General features: G+C 73.6%; 13 protein-coding genes. 2 read left to right on the top strand and 11 right to left on the bottom strand.

Annotated elements, in window-relative coordinates:
- The 7 genes from ABD080_RS16005 to ABD080_RS15975 all read right to left on the bottom strand — a co-directional run bounded on the left by ABD080_RS16005 (position 1) and on the right by ABD080_RS15975 (position 6,413).
- A complete protein-coding gene (locus ABD080_RS16005; protein WP_343906358.1) occupies positions 1-555 on the bottom strand; it encodes a hypothetical protein in 555 nt (184 codons plus the stop codon).
- The gene (locus ABD080_RS16000) at positions 555-1,889 is read right to left on the bottom strand and encodes a DUF58 domain-containing protein (protein WP_343906356.1); all 1,335 of its coding nucleotides are present in this window, start codon (positions 1,887-1,889) and stop codon (positions 555-557) included. The genes ABD080_RS16005 and ABD080_RS16000 overlap by 1 nt, the downstream gene beginning before the upstream one ends.
- The gene (locus ABD080_RS15995; protein WP_343906354.1) at positions 1,886-2,944 is read right to left on the bottom strand and encodes an AAA family ATPase; all 1,059 of its coding nucleotides are present in this window, start codon (positions 2,942-2,944) and stop codon (positions 1,886-1,888) included. Before ABD080_RS15995 ends, ABD080_RS16000 begins: the two co-directional genes overlap by 4 nt.
- Positions 2,941-3,411 (bottom strand): hypothetical protein, encoded by a 471-nt coding sequence (locus ABD080_RS15990; protein ID WP_137771451.1) that lies wholly within the window; start codon positions 3,409-3,411, stop codon positions 2,941-2,943. The genes ABD080_RS15995 and ABD080_RS15990 overlap by 4 nt, the downstream gene beginning before the upstream one ends.
- A complete protein-coding gene (locus tag ABD080_RS15985; RefSeq protein ID WP_343906352.1) occupies positions 3,408-4,112 on the bottom strand; it encodes a DUF4129 domain-containing protein in 705 nt (234 codons plus the stop codon). The genes ABD080_RS15990 and ABD080_RS15985 overlap by 4 nt, the downstream gene beginning before the upstream one ends.
- Complete coding sequence (locus ABD080_RS15980) at positions 4,109-5,386, bottom strand: class I SAM-dependent methyltransferase (RefSeq protein WP_343906350.1); 1,278 nt, start codon at positions 5,384-5,386, stop codon at positions 4,109-4,111. The genes ABD080_RS15985 and ABD080_RS15980 overlap by 4 nt, the downstream gene beginning before the upstream one ends.
- A gap of 40 nt (positions 5,387-5,426) precedes the next feature.
- A complete protein-coding gene (locus ABD080_RS15975; protein ID WP_137771448.1) occupies positions 5,427-6,413 on the bottom strand; it encodes an NADP-dependent oxidoreductase in 987 nt (328 codons plus the stop codon).
- A gap of 108 nt (positions 6,414-6,521) precedes the next feature.
- On the opposite strand from ABD080_RS15975, the gene ABD080_RS15970 reads away from it, so the two are divergent.
- Positions 6,522-7,805, top strand: a complete 1,284-nt coding sequence (locus tag ABD080_RS15970) for a molybdopterin molybdotransferase MoeA (protein WP_343906348.1) — start codon at positions 6,522-6,524, stop codon at positions 7,803-7,805.
- A 37-nt stretch (positions 7,806-7,842) separates the two neighbouring features.
- Complete coding sequence (locus ABD080_RS15965) at positions 7,843-8,460, top strand: PH domain-containing protein (RefSeq protein ID WP_168198125.1); 618 nt, start codon at positions 7,843-7,845, stop codon at positions 8,458-8,460.
- Between the two features lie 176 nt (positions 8,461-8,636).
- Here the strand turns inward: ABD080_RS15965 and ABD080_RS15960 are convergent, their stop codons facing one another.
- Genes ABD080_RS15960 through ABD080_RS15945 form a run of 4 tightly spaced genes read right to left on the bottom strand, consistent with a single transcriptional unit; the run spans position 8,637 to position 14,450 of the window.
- Positions 8,637-10,352: an ABC transporter family substrate-binding protein gene (locus ABD080_RS15960; RefSeq protein WP_137771445.1), complete on the bottom strand. Its 1,716-nt coding sequence runs from the start codon at positions 10,350-10,352 to the stop codon at positions 8,637-8,639.
- Positions 10,353-10,384: 32 nt separating this feature from the next.
- On the bottom strand, positions 10,385-12,484 hold the full coding sequence (locus ABD080_RS15955) for an ABC transporter ATP-binding protein (RefSeq protein WP_343906345.1): 2,100 nt from the start codon (positions 12,482-12,484) through the stop codon (positions 10,385-10,387).
- Positions 12,477-13,451 carry an ABC transporter permease gene (locus tag ABD080_RS15950; protein WP_264451015.1) on the bottom strand — a complete coding sequence of 325 codons (975 nt, stop codon included), beginning with the start codon at positions 13,449-13,451 and terminating at the stop codon, positions 12,477-12,479. Before ABD080_RS15950 ends, ABD080_RS15955 begins: the two co-directional genes overlap by 8 nt.
- Positions 13,452-13,460: 9 nt before the next feature.
- Positions 13,461-14,450 carry an ABC transporter permease gene (locus ABD080_RS15945; protein ID WP_343906341.1) on the bottom strand — a complete coding sequence of 330 codons (990 nt, stop codon included), beginning with the start codon at positions 14,448-14,450 and terminating at the stop codon, positions 13,461-13,463.
- Between the last annotated feature and the right edge of the window lie 73 nt (positions 14,451-14,523).

Below are 14,523 nucleotides of genomic sequence, written 5' to 3'. Positions count from 1 at the left end.
TCAGCGCTCCCGGCGGGGGAGCACCACGACCGTGAGCGCGGCGAGCGCGAGCACCGCGGGGACCAGCATCCAGGGGCCGAGGTCCACCCGGGAGACGAGCAGCACGAGCCCGGCGCCCGCCGCGGAGGCCACGAGGACCATCAGGTGCGCACGCCCCGTGAGCGCCCACGCGGCGCGGGTGAGGCGGCCGTGCAGCGGGATCGTCGCCGCGAGCGCCCACGCGCAGTGCGCCGCGAGCAGGCACAGCGCCACGAGCACGGCCCGGCCCGCGGTCAGCTCCGCCTGCGGCACGAGCCCGAGCACCACGGCGGCGGAGGCGAGCAGTCCGAGGTCCGAGTCCGGGGCGAGGGTCGAGGCGATCAGCCCCGCGATCGCGGCGAGGGAGAGCAGCGCCGGACCGAGTCCCGAGAACAGGCCACCGGGCATCGTGAGCAGCAGCGCGGCCACGGTCGCGGCGAGGCCGAGCAGGCGCAGCCCCGCCTGCTCGGGGCTCACCGTGCGCAGCAGGAGCAGCCCCCGGGCGAGCGGGTCGACGAACCGCTGGACCCACCGCATCAGGACCGCCTCCGTCGCGGCGCGGTGCGGGCGGCGGTGAGCGAGAGCAGCACGGGGGCGAGCGAGCTCGGCCCCTCCCAGGGCGTGACCGGCACCCCGGACTCCCGCAGCTCGCGCACGGTCTCCTCCCGCTGCAGGCGCCGCAGCGCCCAGGCCTCCGCCCAGAAGCGCTCGCTCGCGCGGCCGTCCACGGCGAGCGGCCGGCCGTGGAGCACCGAGGTGTCGCCCACGCTCGCGGGCAGGGTGTCCACGACGACGACGTCCGCCCCGTGCGCGACGAGCACCCCGATCTGCTCGATCGCGGGCACGGCGAGCAGCGGGGAGCAGAAGACCACGAGCGTGCCCGGCCGCACGGTGCGCAGGCGCCGCGCGGGCTTCGGGGCGCCCGTGTCCCGGGCGGCGCGCGAGAGGGCGTCGGTGAGCACGCGCAGCTGCCGCGGACCGGTCCCCGGGCGCACGGGGCCCAGCAGATGGCCCACGTCGAACACGCCCACCCGGTCCCCGGCGCTCAGGTAGTGGCGGGCCACGGCGGCCGTGGCCCGCACGGTCACGTCGAGGCTGCTGGGGGCGTCCGGCCCCGCCCACGGCGCGGGCAGGACGTCCGCGATCGTGTCCGTCACGATGAGCACGTCCGTGTCCTGCTCGGTGAAGGTCGCGTTGGTGTGGAGGGTGCCGGTGCGGTTCGTGACCCGCCAGTTCACGCGGTGCAGGCGGTCGCCAGGGCGGAAGGCCCGCACCTCCGCGAGGGCCGTGCCGTCCCCGCGCCGGCGGGAGAGGTGCACCCCGCTCACGCCGATCGGGGTGGGCACCTCGACGGGGGCCTCGAGCACCGAGGCGTCCGGCAGCACCTGCACGTGCACGGGGGTGACCTCGACCTGCGCGCGCGAGGCGCCGAGGGGATCGGAGGCGAGGACGTGGAGCGGGCCCACCGCGATCCGGCCCCAGCGCCGGGCGCGCACCGCGATCCGCACCGCGCCGTCCCCCGCGAGGGAGCCGTGCGGCGGCGTGAGATCGCTGTGGCGGGTGAGCGGCACGGTCACCGCGGTGAGCACCCCCGGCCCCGTGCGCACGTCCACCGCGACGCTCGAGCCCTCCTCGACGATCCGCCGCGACGCCGCGACCCGTGCGGAGGGCACGCCCTCGGGATCACGGCGGAGCACCGCGACGAACGCCCACACGAGCAGCGGCACGACGACGAGGAGCACGAGCGGGCGCCCCACGAGCACCGCGAGCAGCGCCCCGCCGCCGCCCACGGACCCGGCGCGCACGAGCGCGGCCGACGGCCGGTCGCGCAGGCGCCGGGTCGTCGACGGGGGAGCGGGGGAGGAGGTCATCCGGCGCCGCCGGCCCGCGCGCCGACGGGGCCGGGCGTCGCCGAGGGCTGCTCCGCGGCGGGGACCGGGACCTGCTCGAGCACCGCGGAGACCACACCCGCCCCGGTCGCGTTCTGCAGCCACAGCTCGGGCTTGACGGTCACGCGGTGGTCGAGCGCCGGGTGGGCGAGGGCCTTGACGTCCTCGGGGACCACGTAGTCGCGGCCGCGGATCACCGCGAGCGCCCGCGCGCACGTGATGAGCGCGAGGGTGCCGCGGGGCGAGGCGCCCACGAGGGCGTGCGCGTGCTCGCGGGTGCGGCCCACGAGCTCGACCGCGTACCGGCCCACGGCGTCGGCCACGTGCACCGTCTCCACGGCGGCCTGCACGGCGAGCAGGCCCTCGCCGTCGAGCACCTGGGGGACGGACTGCTCCTCCTGGCGACGCACGAGGCGACGGGAGACCACGTCCCACTCCTCCTCGGGCGTCGGGTAGCCGAAGGAGAGCCGCAGCAGGAAGCGGTCCAGCTGGGCCTCGGGGAGCGGGTACGTGCCCTCGTGCTCGACGGGGTTCGCGGTCGCGAGCACGTGGAAGGGGCGGGGCAGCGGGCGGGTCGTCCCCTCGACCGAGACCTGCCGCTCCTGCATCGCCTCGAGCAGCGCGGACTGGGTCTTCGGCGGGGTCCGGTTGATCTCGTCGGCGAGCAGGAGGCCCGTGAAGACGGGACCGGGCCGGAACACGAACTCCCCCGTGAGCTGGTCGAACACCTCGGCGCCGGTGAGATCGGCGGGCAGCAGGTCCGGTGTGAACTGGGCGCGCGTGAAGGGCAGCCCGAGCGCCTGCGCGAAGGAGCGCGCGGCGAGGGTCTTGCCGAGCCCCGGGAGGTCCTCGAGCAGCACGTGACCGCCCGCGAGGACCCCGGCGAGCACGAGCTCGAGGACGGTGCGCTTGCCCACGACCGCGCCCTCGACGGCATCGAGCACACGGGCCGCCGCGCGGCTCGCGGCGGGTACGTCCGACGGCGGGGGCGTCCTCGCTCCGGCCGTGGGGGCGGGGTGCTGCGGGGTGTGGGTCATGGGAGCCTCTCCTCGTCGGCGGCGGCGAGCTGTCTCAGGTGGCGGTGCAGGGCGGCCCGGTCCACGGGCACGGCCTCGGGGCCGTCGGGTCCGCTGCGGCGCGGCAGGTCCAGGTGCACGCCGCGCGCCGCGGCGAGGCCCTCGAGCTCCCGCACGAGCGCGCCGGTCGTCATCCGGCGGCGCGGGCCGGCGCCGTGGATCGTCTCCTCGAGCCGCCGCACCCGCTGGTCCTGCGCATGGGGCAGGGCGTAGTCGACGTCGAGGTCCAGCGGCGGGGAGTGCAGCTGGTCGGCATGGTCCACGCCGACATGCACCCACCAGGCGATCGCCCCGGCCGCGAGGCCGAGCGCGAGCGGCAGCGGGAGCGCGAGCTGCAGGTCGAACAGGGAGCACACGAGCACGACGACGAGCGCGGTCGCGGCGCCGATCAGCAGCCGCACCGCGAGACCCGTGCCGCGCCCGTTCACGGCGCCTCCTGCAGCTGCGACTCGAGCCGCTCGAGCAGCAGCAGGGCGCGGTCGCGGTCCGCCTCGACGAGCGGGTGCGGGTCGAACAGGGCGCGCCGGTACAGTCCGGCGAGCTCGTCGAGGGCGGCGGCGTCGAGCGCGAGCGCGCCGAGCACCGCCACGACGTACTCGAGGGTCGTCTGCGAGGGAGCACGGCTCACCCCGGCCCGGCCGATCGCCCGCTCGAGGGCGAGCCAGGCGGCGATCACCGCGTCGTGCGCGGAGACGACGGTGGAGAGCGAGCGGCGGGCCTCGGCGAGCGCGTCCCGGGCCTGCTCCGTCGTGAAGCCCTCCTCGTCCTCCACCTCGCCGGCGCCGCGCAGCCGCTCCGGGGCGAGGCGCCACATGCGATAGGCGACGAGGGCCACGAGGGCCGCGGCGATCACGCCGAGCACCACGAGGATCCGCACGAAGGACTCCCGGGACATCGGGTCCATCGGCGGGGGGATCGTGGGCTGGTCCTCCGTCGCCCATTCGGGCTCCTCATAGGCCTGGCCCTCGGCCGGCGGCGGGGGAGCGGTGCGCTCCTGCCCGTCGAACAGGGCGATCGTGCCGCGATCCGCCCCGGCGCCCAGGGCGAGCATCGCCAGGGCGAGCACGCCGAGCAGGACCAGCAGCGGCGCGAGCGCGCGGCGGCGTGGGGCCCTGCCCGGGGCGGTCATGCCCTCGTGCTCCCGTGCGGTGACGCGACGATCACCGACTGCTCCCCGGCGATCCGGGTGAGCACGAGCGTCGCGGCCTCGTCGCCGAAGCGGCGGGGACGCAGCCTGCGGCGCAGCTCCTCGGGCTCGACGGCGGTGCCCCGCTTCTTGATCTCGAGCACCCCGATCCGGTGCTCCCGCAGGTAGCCCGTGAGGGCCTTGATCGAGAAGGGCATGACGTCGCGGACGGCGTAGCCGCGGGCGAGGGGCGAGTCGACGCGGCGGTCCGCGGTGAGATAGGCGATCGTCGGGTCGAGGGTGCGCGCCCCGAGCCGCTCGGCGAGGGCGCCGAGCAGACCGGCGCGGATGACGGCGCCGTCGGGCTCGTAGAGGTGGTCGCCGAGCGCACCGGGCACCGGGTCGCCGGGGGAGTCCGCGCGCAGGTCCAGCCGGTGCGCCCCCTCACGGCCGATGACCAGGGCGGAGGACCGGACCCCCTCGCGCGCGAGCGGGCCGCACCACAGCACCGCCTCGAGCACGCTCCCGTGCAGGGACAGCCACTGGACCTCGACCTCCTCGGGCAGCGCGGAGCGGTCCACGGCCGGGCCGAGCTTCGCGCCGAGCGCGCCGAGCGTCCCGGGCGCGGCACCGCCGCGCTCCCCGAGCCGGCGGGCGAGGTCGAGCACGAAGGACAGCGGCGGCTCGTACTCCTCGGGGTCGTGGAGCCGGCGGGCGCCGCGCGCCGAACCGCGCGCGGGAGCGCGGCGGGCGGGATCCAGCCAGATGCCGTCGGTCAGCGCGGGGTCGTGGTCCTCCGCGCTGCCCAGGTGCACGGCCGTGGAGGGGAAGGGGCGCAGGTTGACGGTCGCGACGGCCACCGTGAGCGGGTCCCGGTCCACGGCGCGCACGTCGAGGCCGAGGCCCGCGAGGGCCATCGCGTCCCCGCCGATCCCGCAGCCCAGATCCGCCACGGCGGAGACCCCGGCGCGCTGGAAGCGCTCCGCGTGCAGGGCCGCGACCGGCAGGCGGGTCGCCTGCTCGAGGCCGTGCTCGGTGAACAGCATGGAGCGCGCGAACTCGCCGAACTTCTCCTCGCCGCGGGCGCGCAGGCGTGACTGCGTGAGGGCGGCGGAGACGAGCTCCGGGGAGTGACCCGCCTCGCGCAGGGAGCTCGAGCGGGAGAGCACGTCCTGCTCCCGGTAGGGCGGGAGGGAGTTCAGCAGCGCCCAGCCCTGGGGGTNGTGCAGCAGGGGCTCGATCGCCCGCGCGGCGTCGTCGGCAGGGGCGGAGGGCATACCCGACACCCTACCGGCGGCGACGCGCCGGCGCGGCCGTTCAGGCGTGCGCGTCCAGCACGAGCTTCCCGCGCGTGTGACCCTCCGCGAGCAGGCGGTGCGCGCGTGCGATCTCGCCGAGCGGCAGCACGGTGGAGGCCTCGAGCGGGTAGGCGCCCGAGCGCAGGCCCTGCACGAGGTGGTCGAGGCGGTCGCGGCCGGGCACGAGCTGCGGCACGTGCACCTCGATGCCGCGCTCGGTCGCGGGGGAGGTGTCCGCGAGGGTGGGGAGGGTGACGATCCGCCCGCCCGGGGCGAGATGGTCCAGGCTCGGCACGAAGGTGGTGAAGTAGTGCGTGTCCAGCACGACATCCACGCCGCGGCCGCCCGTCGCCTCGTCGATCTCGGCGCGCCAGTCGGCGTCGTCGTACGCGATCGGGGTCGCGCCCAGCTCGCGGATCCGCTCCGCGTTCGCCGCGCGGCCCGTGGCCCACACCTGGGCGGCGCCGGCCTCGAGGGCCATGGGGATCAGCAGCTGTCCGACGCCGCCCGCGCCCCCGTGCACGAGCACCGTCTCGCCCTCGGCGATCCGGGCGCTGTCTCGCACCACGGCGATCGCCGTGAGGCCCACGAGGGCGAGGCCCGCCCAGCGGGGGAGCTCCTCGGCGGTGACCTCGTCCGGGATCGGGGCGAGATCGTCCGCCGCGATCGCGATGACCTCCGCCGCCGTGCCGCGCTGGTCCGCGCCGGCGCGCATGCCGAACACCCGGGTGCCGGGGGCGACGCCACGCGCCTCGAGCTCCGCCTCGTCGAGGTCGGGACCGGCGGAGAGCACCACGCCCGCCATCTCGCGGCCCGTCCCCGCGGGGAGCACGAGATCCTTCGAACGACCGGAGGAGCCGTCGCGGATCTTGTAGTCCAGAGGGTTCAGGCCCACGTAGGCGACCTCCACGAGCACCTCGCCCGGGCCCGCCACGGGCTGCGGGGCGTCGGTGTGGAGCGTCAGGACCTCGGGGCCGCCGAAGCTGTCGAAACGGATCTCACGCATGGCTCCATGATGCACCGGGAGACGGGGAGGTGGCAGGGTGCACCATGGGAACGGACCGTGATGGGACGATGCCACCGAGCACGGAGCCGCAGGCCGAGGAGGAGCAGCATGGGTGAGCACCGCGGCGATCCGTGGCAGTGGCGCGACGAGATCGTGCAGGCGCACGGCGCCGGGCGTCACGACACGTCGCACCACAGCGATCGCGGCCCGTCGGCCGGCCCGCTGCCGCGCACCTCCCTCGTCCCGCTCGCGGAGGTGGCCGGCCGGGTGCTCGCCGCGCCCCTGACCAGCCCCGAGGCGCTCCCCGCCCAGGACCTCTCCGCGATGGACGGCTTCGCCGTGCGCCGCGCCGAGCTCACCGCCCCCGGCGCGACCGTGCTCCCCGTCGTCGCGGACCTCCCCGCCCGGCCCGGTCACCCCGCACCGCTGCCGCCCGGCACCGCCGCCCGCATCATGACGGGCGCCCCGCTGCCGCCCGGGGCGGACGCCGTCGTCCCCGTCGAGGACACCGACGCGGATCCCGCCGGCCCCGTCCCCGCCGCCGTGCGGATCACCCTCGCCTCGCCCCTGCCCCCGCGCAAGCACGTGCGCGGTCCCGGGGAGGAGGTCACCCGCGGCGAGGAGCTCGCCCCCGCCGGGACCCGGGTGGGCGCCGCCCTCATCGGGCTCGCCGCCGCCCTCGGCGTGACCGACCTCGAGGTGCACGCGCCGCCGCGGGTGGGCATCGTCGTCACCGGGGACGAGCTCACGGGCGCCGGCCCGGCCGTCCCCGGGACCGTCCGCGAGTCCGACGGGACGATGCTCGCCGCCGCGCTCGTGACCCACGGGGCGATCCCGCGGGTGCTCCGCGGCCCCGACGACCCCGCCCGGCTCCGCGCGGTGCTCGCGGACGCCGCCCGGGACGCGGACCTCGTCGTGACGACCGGCGGGATCGGCCACGGCGCCTACGACGTGGTGAAGTCGCTGCTGGGCCCGGGCGGTGACGGCACCTCCCGCTTCGCGCACCTCGCCCTGAGGCCCGGCGGGCCGCAGGGGCACGGGACCCTGCCACCTGCCGACGGGGCCGACCACGGCACGCCCGTCGTGCACCTGCCCGGCACCCCCGTCGGCGCGCTCGTGGGCTACCACCTCTTCGTGCGGCCGCTGCTGCCGGGGCCCGCCCCCGCGCCGCGCCGCGTGCTCGTGGGGGAGGGCTCCTTCGCGGTGCGCCGCCCGGGGCTCACCGTCGTCGCCGGGAGGCTGCGCCGCGGGGCCGACGGGGGCGAGAGCGTGGACACGCTCCCCGGACGGCGGCTCGGCCCCTACGGTCGGGCGGACGCGCTCGTGCTGCTCGACGGGTCGCTCCCTGCCACGGCGGCTCCGGGGGAGAGCGTGCTCGTCCTCGATCTCTGAGCAGGTCATGGGCGGGCGGTTCCACTACCGTGGGTCCATGCCCGCCGCGCCCGATCCCGCCGCACCGCTGATTCTGCGCCCCCGCAGCGCGGAGGTGATCACGATCGTCGTGGCCGTCGCCGCGGCGCTGCTCGCCCTCGATGCGGTGCTGCGCGCCGGGCTCACCGGTGCGCTGCTGCTGCCCGGGCTGCTGCTGCTCCTCGCCGTCGTCTGGGCGCTCCTGTGGGCGCCGAGGGTGGTGCTGCACCGCGAGAGCCTCGAGATCCGCAACGTGTGGCGCACCCACATGCTGCCCTTCACCGCGATCCGCGAGGTGCGCCTCGGCGCCATGCTCCGCGTCGACGCGATCACGGCCGACGGCACCGAGCAGACCCTCACCGCCTGGAACGCCCCCGGCCTGCGCCGCGACAACCCGCTGCGCCGCCGCGAGGCCGCGGCCGACGGCGGCCCCCGCGTGCGCATGGGACCCGAGGAGCGCCTGCGCAAGGACCAGCGCGACTCGCGCAGCGCGATCGTCGTGGACCGCGTCGAGGCCTGGCAGGAGCACCACGAGGCGGAGGTCGGCACCGGCCGCGCCCGCACCCGCTGGAACGTGCCCGTCATCGCCGTGCTCGCAGTGACGCTCCTGCTCGTCGTGCTCCGCGCGGTGCTCTGAGCGCACAGCGAAGGGCCCGGCCACCGCAGGTGCGGTGACCGGGCCCTCGTTCGCGGTACGACGCTCAGGTTCTGCTTGTCTCGCCTGATCTCCTACCGCTCGTTCCTCGCAGTACGTCGATCAGGCTCTGCTTCTCCTGCCTGATCTCCTACCGCTCGTTCCTCGCAGTACGTCGATCAGGCCTTGATACCCACCTGGGTCCAGTCGGTGTTCTCGAACTGGGACGCGCCGGTGTTCACGACGCCCTTCTTCACGCCCACGATGTTCGGCGTCGCGTAGAAGGGGATGAGCACGAAGGACTCGGCGATGACCTTCGAGATCTCGTTGGCGACCTTGTGGCGCTCGTCGAGGTCGAAAGCGGCCTTGATCTGCTTGTCCAGATCGCCCAGGCGGTCGTCCGCGAAGTTCGTGTAGTTCTGCTGGGAGTCCAGCGGGTACACGAGGTTCACGGAGGAGGACTCCGGGAACTGCGAGCCCACCCACGAGAAGGTCACCATGTCGAAGGTCTTCGGGTTGATGTAGTCGTCGAAGTACGCGTCGGAGGGGACCGTCTGCAGCTCGACGTTCAGACCCACCGCGTTGAGGTTGGTCTGCACCTGGCGGGCGCGGTCGGAGTTCGACTTGGTGTCCGCCGGGATGATGATCGAGAGGTCGAAGGTCTTGCCGTCCTTCTTCCGCTTGTCGCCGTCGAGCGCCCAGCCGGCCTCGTCGAGCAGCTTGCCCGCGGCCTCGGCGTCGTACTTCAGACCCCCGAAGGAGTCCTCGTAGCCGTCCTGGCCGGGCATGTACACGAAGTTGTCGACCAGCTGGATCGGGGCCTCGAGCGGGCCCACCACGGCGCGGCCGATCGCGTCGCGGTCGATCGCGCGGGCGATCGCCTCGCGGACCTTGACGTCCTCGAGCTTGCCGTCGGCGCCCTTGACGTTCATGGTCAGGTGCGTCCAGGTGAGGCCGTTCGTGGACTGGATCTCCGCATCGGAGCGGGTCTTCGCCTGGGAGAGCACGTCACCGTTCGCGATGTCGAGGAGGTCGATCTCGCCGTTCGCGAAGGACTGCGGCTGCGTGGTCTGGTCCACCACCGAGAAGGTGATCGTCTCGAGCTTGGGGGCGCGGCCCCACCACTTGTCGTTGCGCTTGATGTTCACGACGCCCCCGGTGGTGTCCACGGAGTCCACGGTGAAGGGGCCCTTGGAGGGGGTCGGGGTCGAGACGTAGGACTCGTTCCACGCCTTCGCGGACTCCGAGACCTTCTTCGGGACGTCCGGGTGCACCACGGTGATCCAGTCGATGAAGGGCTCGGAGAAGACGATCTCACCGGTGTACTCGTCATCGGTCTGGGTGATCGACGTGATCTGGTCCCAGCCCACCGTGGAGCCGATCTGGTAGTCCTCGTTCTCGCCCGAGTTCGCCTTCCACTGCGAGATGAGGTCCTCGACCACGATCGGGGAGCCGTCGTCCCACACGCCCTTGGGGTTGTAGGAGAAGGTGACCGTCTGCGGGTCCTCGCTCGTGAGCTCGGCCTTCGCGATGTAGTCCGGGTTCAGGGTCTTCTCGCCGGACTCGGAGTAGGTGATCTCCGCGCCGGCGCCGAGCGGGCCGCGGATGTCGCTGAGGTCGGCGAGGAGGCCGTCGGCGTGGTTGTAGTTCCAGTTGTTGGGCAGCTGGGACACGGCGAGCTTCAGCGAGCCGCCGTCCGGCACCTGGTCGTAGTCCAGACGCTCCCAGGCGGTGCTGGGCAGCGCGGCCGCCTCCTCCGCGGCGGAGGAGTTCTCCTCGGCGGCCTTCGAGGCCTGCTCCTCGGCGGACTGCTGGCCGCAGGCGGCGAGCGCGGCGGCGCTGCCGACGACGCCGGTGCCGGCGAGGAACAGACGGCGGGTGCTCGTGATCTTCATGTTGTTTCTCTCTTCCTGGGTGGGATGCTGCGTCAGGCGCTGGTCACGGACGACTGGGAGGCGGCGTCGACGGTGTCGAGCCGGGAGATGGAGTCCACGTGGTGGCAGGCCACCCGTGAACCCCCGTGGAGCACGGGGACCGGGTCCTCGCCGCGGCACCGCTGCTGCTTGCCCTCGGGGAGGAGCGAGATCAGCGGGCACCGGGAGGCGAAGTTGCAGCCGGCGATGTCCTCCGCCGGGCTGGGCTGGTCGCCGGCGAGGATGATCCGGCGGCGCGTGCGCTCGACCTCGGGATCCGGGACCGGCACCGCGCTCATGAGCGCCCGCGTGTACGGGTGGCGCGGCGAGGCGTAGACCTCCGCGACCGGGCCGTACTCGACGATGCGCCCCAGGTACATGACGGCGATCGTGTCCGCGATCTCGCGGACGATCGCCAGGTCGTGGGCGACGAACAGGTAGGACAGGCCCAGCTTGTCCCGCAGGTCCTCGAGCAGGTTGACGACGCCCGCCTGCACCGACACGTCCAGCGCGGAGACCGGCTCGTCGAGCACGAGCACCTTGGGCTCGGTGATGAGCGCGCGGGCGATGCCGATGCGCTGGCGCTGGCCGCCGGAGAACTCGTGCGGGTAGCGGTCCGCCATCTCGGGGTCCAGGCCCACGAGCTCGAGCATCTCGGCGACCTTGCGCTGGCGCTCGGCGCGCGGGACCTTGTGGACCGTCAGCGGCTCGGCGACGATGTCGCCCACCGGGAGCCGCGGGTCCACCGCGGCCATCGGGTCCTGGAAGACGATCTGCACGTCCTTGCGCATCGCGAGGCGATCGGACTTGCTGAGCTTCGCGACGTCGTGACCGGCGACGTGGAGGCTGCCCGCCTGCGGCGCGGTGAGCTCCATGAGCTCGAGGCTCGTCGTCGACTTCCCGGAGCCGGACTCGCCGACGAGGCCGAGGGTCTGGCCGGGCAGCACCTCGAAGTCCACGCCGTCCACGGCCTTGACCGTGCCCACGGCGCGGCGGAACACGGCGCCCTTGTACAGCGGGAAGTGCTTGACCAGGCCCTTCGCGGAGACCACCGGCTCGGTGACGCGGTCCTCGAGCACCTCGCGCTCGTGGAACGGGGGCCGGGGGAAGATGTCCACCGCCCGCAGCGTGCCCGCGGCGATCTCGTCCGCGCGATGGCAGGCGACCTGGCGGCCGGTGCCGTCGGTCGCGAGCAGCTGCGGCTCCGCCTCGCGGCAGCGATCCTGCGCGGCGGGGCAGCGGGCCGCGAACGGGCAGCCCTGGGGGAGCTTCGCGAGGTTCGGCGGGCGCCCCTCGAGGGGCACGAGCCGGCTGCTGCCGGCGGTGAGCATGTTCGGCACCGAGCGCAGCAGGCCCATCGTGTACGGCATGCGGGGGGCGGAGAAGATCTCGTCCACGGGGCCCGTCTCGACGAGCTTGCCCGCGTACATGACGGCGACCCGGTCCACGTTGCCGGCGACCACGCCGAGGTCGTGCGTGATGAGCACGACCGAGGCGCCCGTGACCTCCTTGGCCTTCTGGAGGACCTCGAGGATCTGCGCCTGGATCGTCACGTCCAGGGCGGTCGTGGGCTCGTCGGCGATGATCAGCGAGGGATCGTTCGCCATGGCGATCGCGATCATCGCGCGCTGGCGCATGCCGCCGGAGAACTCGTGGGGGAACGCCTTCACCCGGCGCTCCGCGGCGGGGATGCCGACGATCTTCAGCAGCTCCACGGCCCGCTTGTGGGCGAGGTCCCCGCTGATCCCCCTGTTGTGCAGGGTCAGGGCCTCCTCGATCTGCTGGCCCACCGTGTAGACGGGGGTGAGCGCGGAGAGGGGGTCCTGGAAGATCATCGCCATCTCGCGGCCGCGCAGCCGGGAGAGCTGCTTGTCGCCCATCCCCAGCAGCGACTGCCCCCGGAAAGTGATGTCCCCGGTGATCCGTGCGGAGGAGGGCAGCAGGCCCATGACGGCGAGCGAGGAGACGGACTTGCCGGAGCCGGACTCGCCGACGATGCCGAGGAACTCGCCCTCGGCGACCGAGTAGTCGACGCCGCGCACCGCGCGGACGTCGCCGCTCGCGTTCGGGAAGGAGACGGTCAGGTCCTTGACCTCGAGAAGGGGCTCAGGCACGGTTCACCTCACTGGTGGGATCGATCGCGTCGCGCAGTCCGTCGCCGATCAGGGCGACGGCCGTGAGGAGCGTGACGAGGAAGCCGGCGGGGATCAGGAACAGCCACGGCCGGGAGACGGCGGCGCTCGTGCCGTCCTGAAGGAGCGTCCCGAGGGAGACGTCCGGCGCCTGGATGCCCAGGCCGAAGTAGGACAGCGAGGTCTCCGCGAGGATCGCGGAGGCGACGCCGAGGGTGGCGTCGATGATCAGCAGCGAGGCGACGTTGGGGATGATGTGGCGGCGCAGGATGGTCAGCGTGCCGACCCCCATGTAGCGGGCCGCCTTGACGTACTCCCTCTCCTTGAGGGACTTCGTCTGGTTCTTGACGATCTGGGCCATGATCATCCAGCCGAACAGGCCGATCGCGACGACCAGGATCACCCAGCTCATCGAGGACAGCAGCGGCGAGATGATCATGAGGACGTAGAACACCGGCAGCACGAGCAGCAGGTTGATGACCCAGTTGGTCGCCGTCTCCACGAAGCCGCCGAGGTAGCCGGCGAGGGAGCCGATGAAGGCGGCGAGCACGGTCGCGAGAGGCGCGGCGAGGAAGCCGATCAGCAGGGACTTGCGCAGCGCCTCCGTCATCGAGGCGTAGAGGTCCACGCCGATCGCGTCGGTGCCGAAGAAGTGCTGCCCGCTGGGCTTCGCGTTGAAGCTGTACGGGTCCTGCTCACCCAGCTCGTAGATGTTCAGCAGGTCGCCGAACAGGGCGAAGAGGACGATCAGCGTGAGGATCACGGCGCCGATCCAGAAGTTCGGCTTGCGCCGCAGGCGACGCCAGACGAGGCGACCGCGGGAGACGGGACGGTAGGCCTTCTGAGCCGCGGAGCCGGCGCCCACGCCGGCCTCCTCCGCGAGGGAGGCGGTGGGCTCGAGGTCCGTGGGGAGGTCGACGGCCTGGTCGGTGGGAGGGGTCGGAGTCATCGACATGGGTCAGACCCTCACTCTCGGGTCGAGCGCCGCGTAGAGGACTTCGGAGAGCGTGGAGCTGATCAGCAGCAGGATCGCGGTGAAGCAGACGGTGCCCGCGAGGGCGTTCACGTCGGACTGCTGGACGGCCATGATCCCGTACTGGCCCATGCCGGCCCACGAGAAGATGATCTCGAGGAAGGCGGAGCCGGAGACGAGCGTGCCGAAGTTGTACGCGAAGTAGGTGGACATGGGGATGAGGGCCACGCGCACGCCGTGCTTGACGAGGGCGTGGGTGCGGGTCGCGCCCTTGGCGCGGGCCGTGCGGATGAAGTCGCTGCCGAGCACGTCGAGCATGACCGCGCGCTGGTAGCGCGAGTAGCCGGCGGCGCCGAACAGCGCGAGCGCGATGGTGGGCAGCAGCAGGTGCACGCCCTTGTCCATGAGCTGCGGCCAGAAGCCCGTGATGCCGGGGGTGTAGGCGCCCGTGAAGCGGATCACCTGGTGACCGGTCGCGTTGTTGAAGTTCGTCGCGAGGATCTGCAGGATCACGCCGCCCACGAAGGTCGGGGTCGAGATGAGGATGAACGAGGCGTAGGAGACGATCTGGTCCGAGGCCTTGTACTGGCGCACCGCGCCCCACACGCCGAGGACCACGCCGAGGATCGCCGCGATGATCGAGCCCGCGAGCAGCAGCTGCAGGCTCACGCCGGCCCGGGAGAAGATCTCGGAGATGACCGCGTTGTTGCCGAGATCGTGCCCGAGCTTGTCCGGCAGCGGGTCCGTGACGATGCGCTCGATCCACCACCAGGTCCGCAGGAGGACCGGGTCCTTGTCGTTGATGCCGTATCCGGTGAGGATGCTGTCGATCGAGTCCTCGGGGATCGGGGGGTTGCGCCCCAGGTACCGGCGCCGAGGATAGAAGAACGTGGACGCGGCGATGTAGACGAACACCGTCGCGAGCGCCGTGAGGATGGCGTAGTTGACGAAGCGTCGCAGGATGTAGCTGGTCACGCCGCGGCTCCTCGTCGTGCACGCACTCCGCCGATGGTGCGGTCGACGTCACTGGACCCGATCGCGGGGCGAT

This window comes from Brachybacterium rhamnosum (assembly GCF_039526185.1).
Lineage (GTDB): Bacteria > Actinomycetota > Actinomycetes > Actinomycetales > Dermabacteraceae > Brachybacterium > Brachybacterium rhamnosum.
The sequence above is the reverse complement of the archived record's forward strand: the minus strand, read 5'-3'. Positions and strand labels throughout refer to the sequence as shown.

What these genes read in the sequence shown, in the direction of transcription:
- ABD080_RS16005 (WP_343906358.1), bottom strand. Translation starts at nt 555, where the DNA reads ATGCGGTGGGTCCAGCGGTTCGTCGACCCGCTCGCCCGGGGGCTGCTC.
- ABD080_RS16000 (WP_343906356.1), bottom strand. Translation starts at nt 1,889, where the DNA reads ATGACCTCCTCCCCCGCTCCCCCGTCGACGACCCGGCGCCTGCGCGAC.
- ABD080_RS15995 (WP_343906354.1), bottom strand. Translation starts at nt 2,944, where the DNA reads ATGACCCACACCCCGCAGCACCCCGCCCCCACGGCCGGAGCGAGGACG.
- ABD080_RS15985 (WP_343906352.1), bottom strand. Translation starts at nt 4,112, where the DNA reads ATGACCGCCCCGGGCAGGGCCCCACGCCGCCGCGCGCTCGCGCCGCTG.
- ABD080_RS15975 (WP_137771448.1), bottom strand. Translation starts at nt 6,413, where the DNA reads ATGCGTGAGATCCGTTTCGACAGCTTCGGCGGCCCCGAGGTCCTGACG.
- ABD080_RS15970 (WP_343906348.1), top strand. Translation starts at nt 6,522, where the DNA reads ATGGGTGAGCACCGCGGCGATCCGTGGCAGTGGCGCGACGAGATCGTG.
- ABD080_RS15965 (WP_168198125.1), top strand. Translation starts at nt 7,843, where the DNA reads ATGCCCGCCGCGCCCGATCCCGCCGCACCGCTGATTCTGCGCCCCCGC.
- ABD080_RS15960 (WP_137771445.1), bottom strand. Translation starts at nt 10,352, where the DNA reads ATGAAGATCACGAGCACCCGCCGTCTGTTCCTCGCCGGCACCGGCGTC.
- ABD080_RS15950 (WP_264451015.1), bottom strand. Translation starts at nt 13,451, where the DNA reads ATGACTCCGACCCCTCCCACCGACCAGGCCGTCGACCTCCCCACGGAC.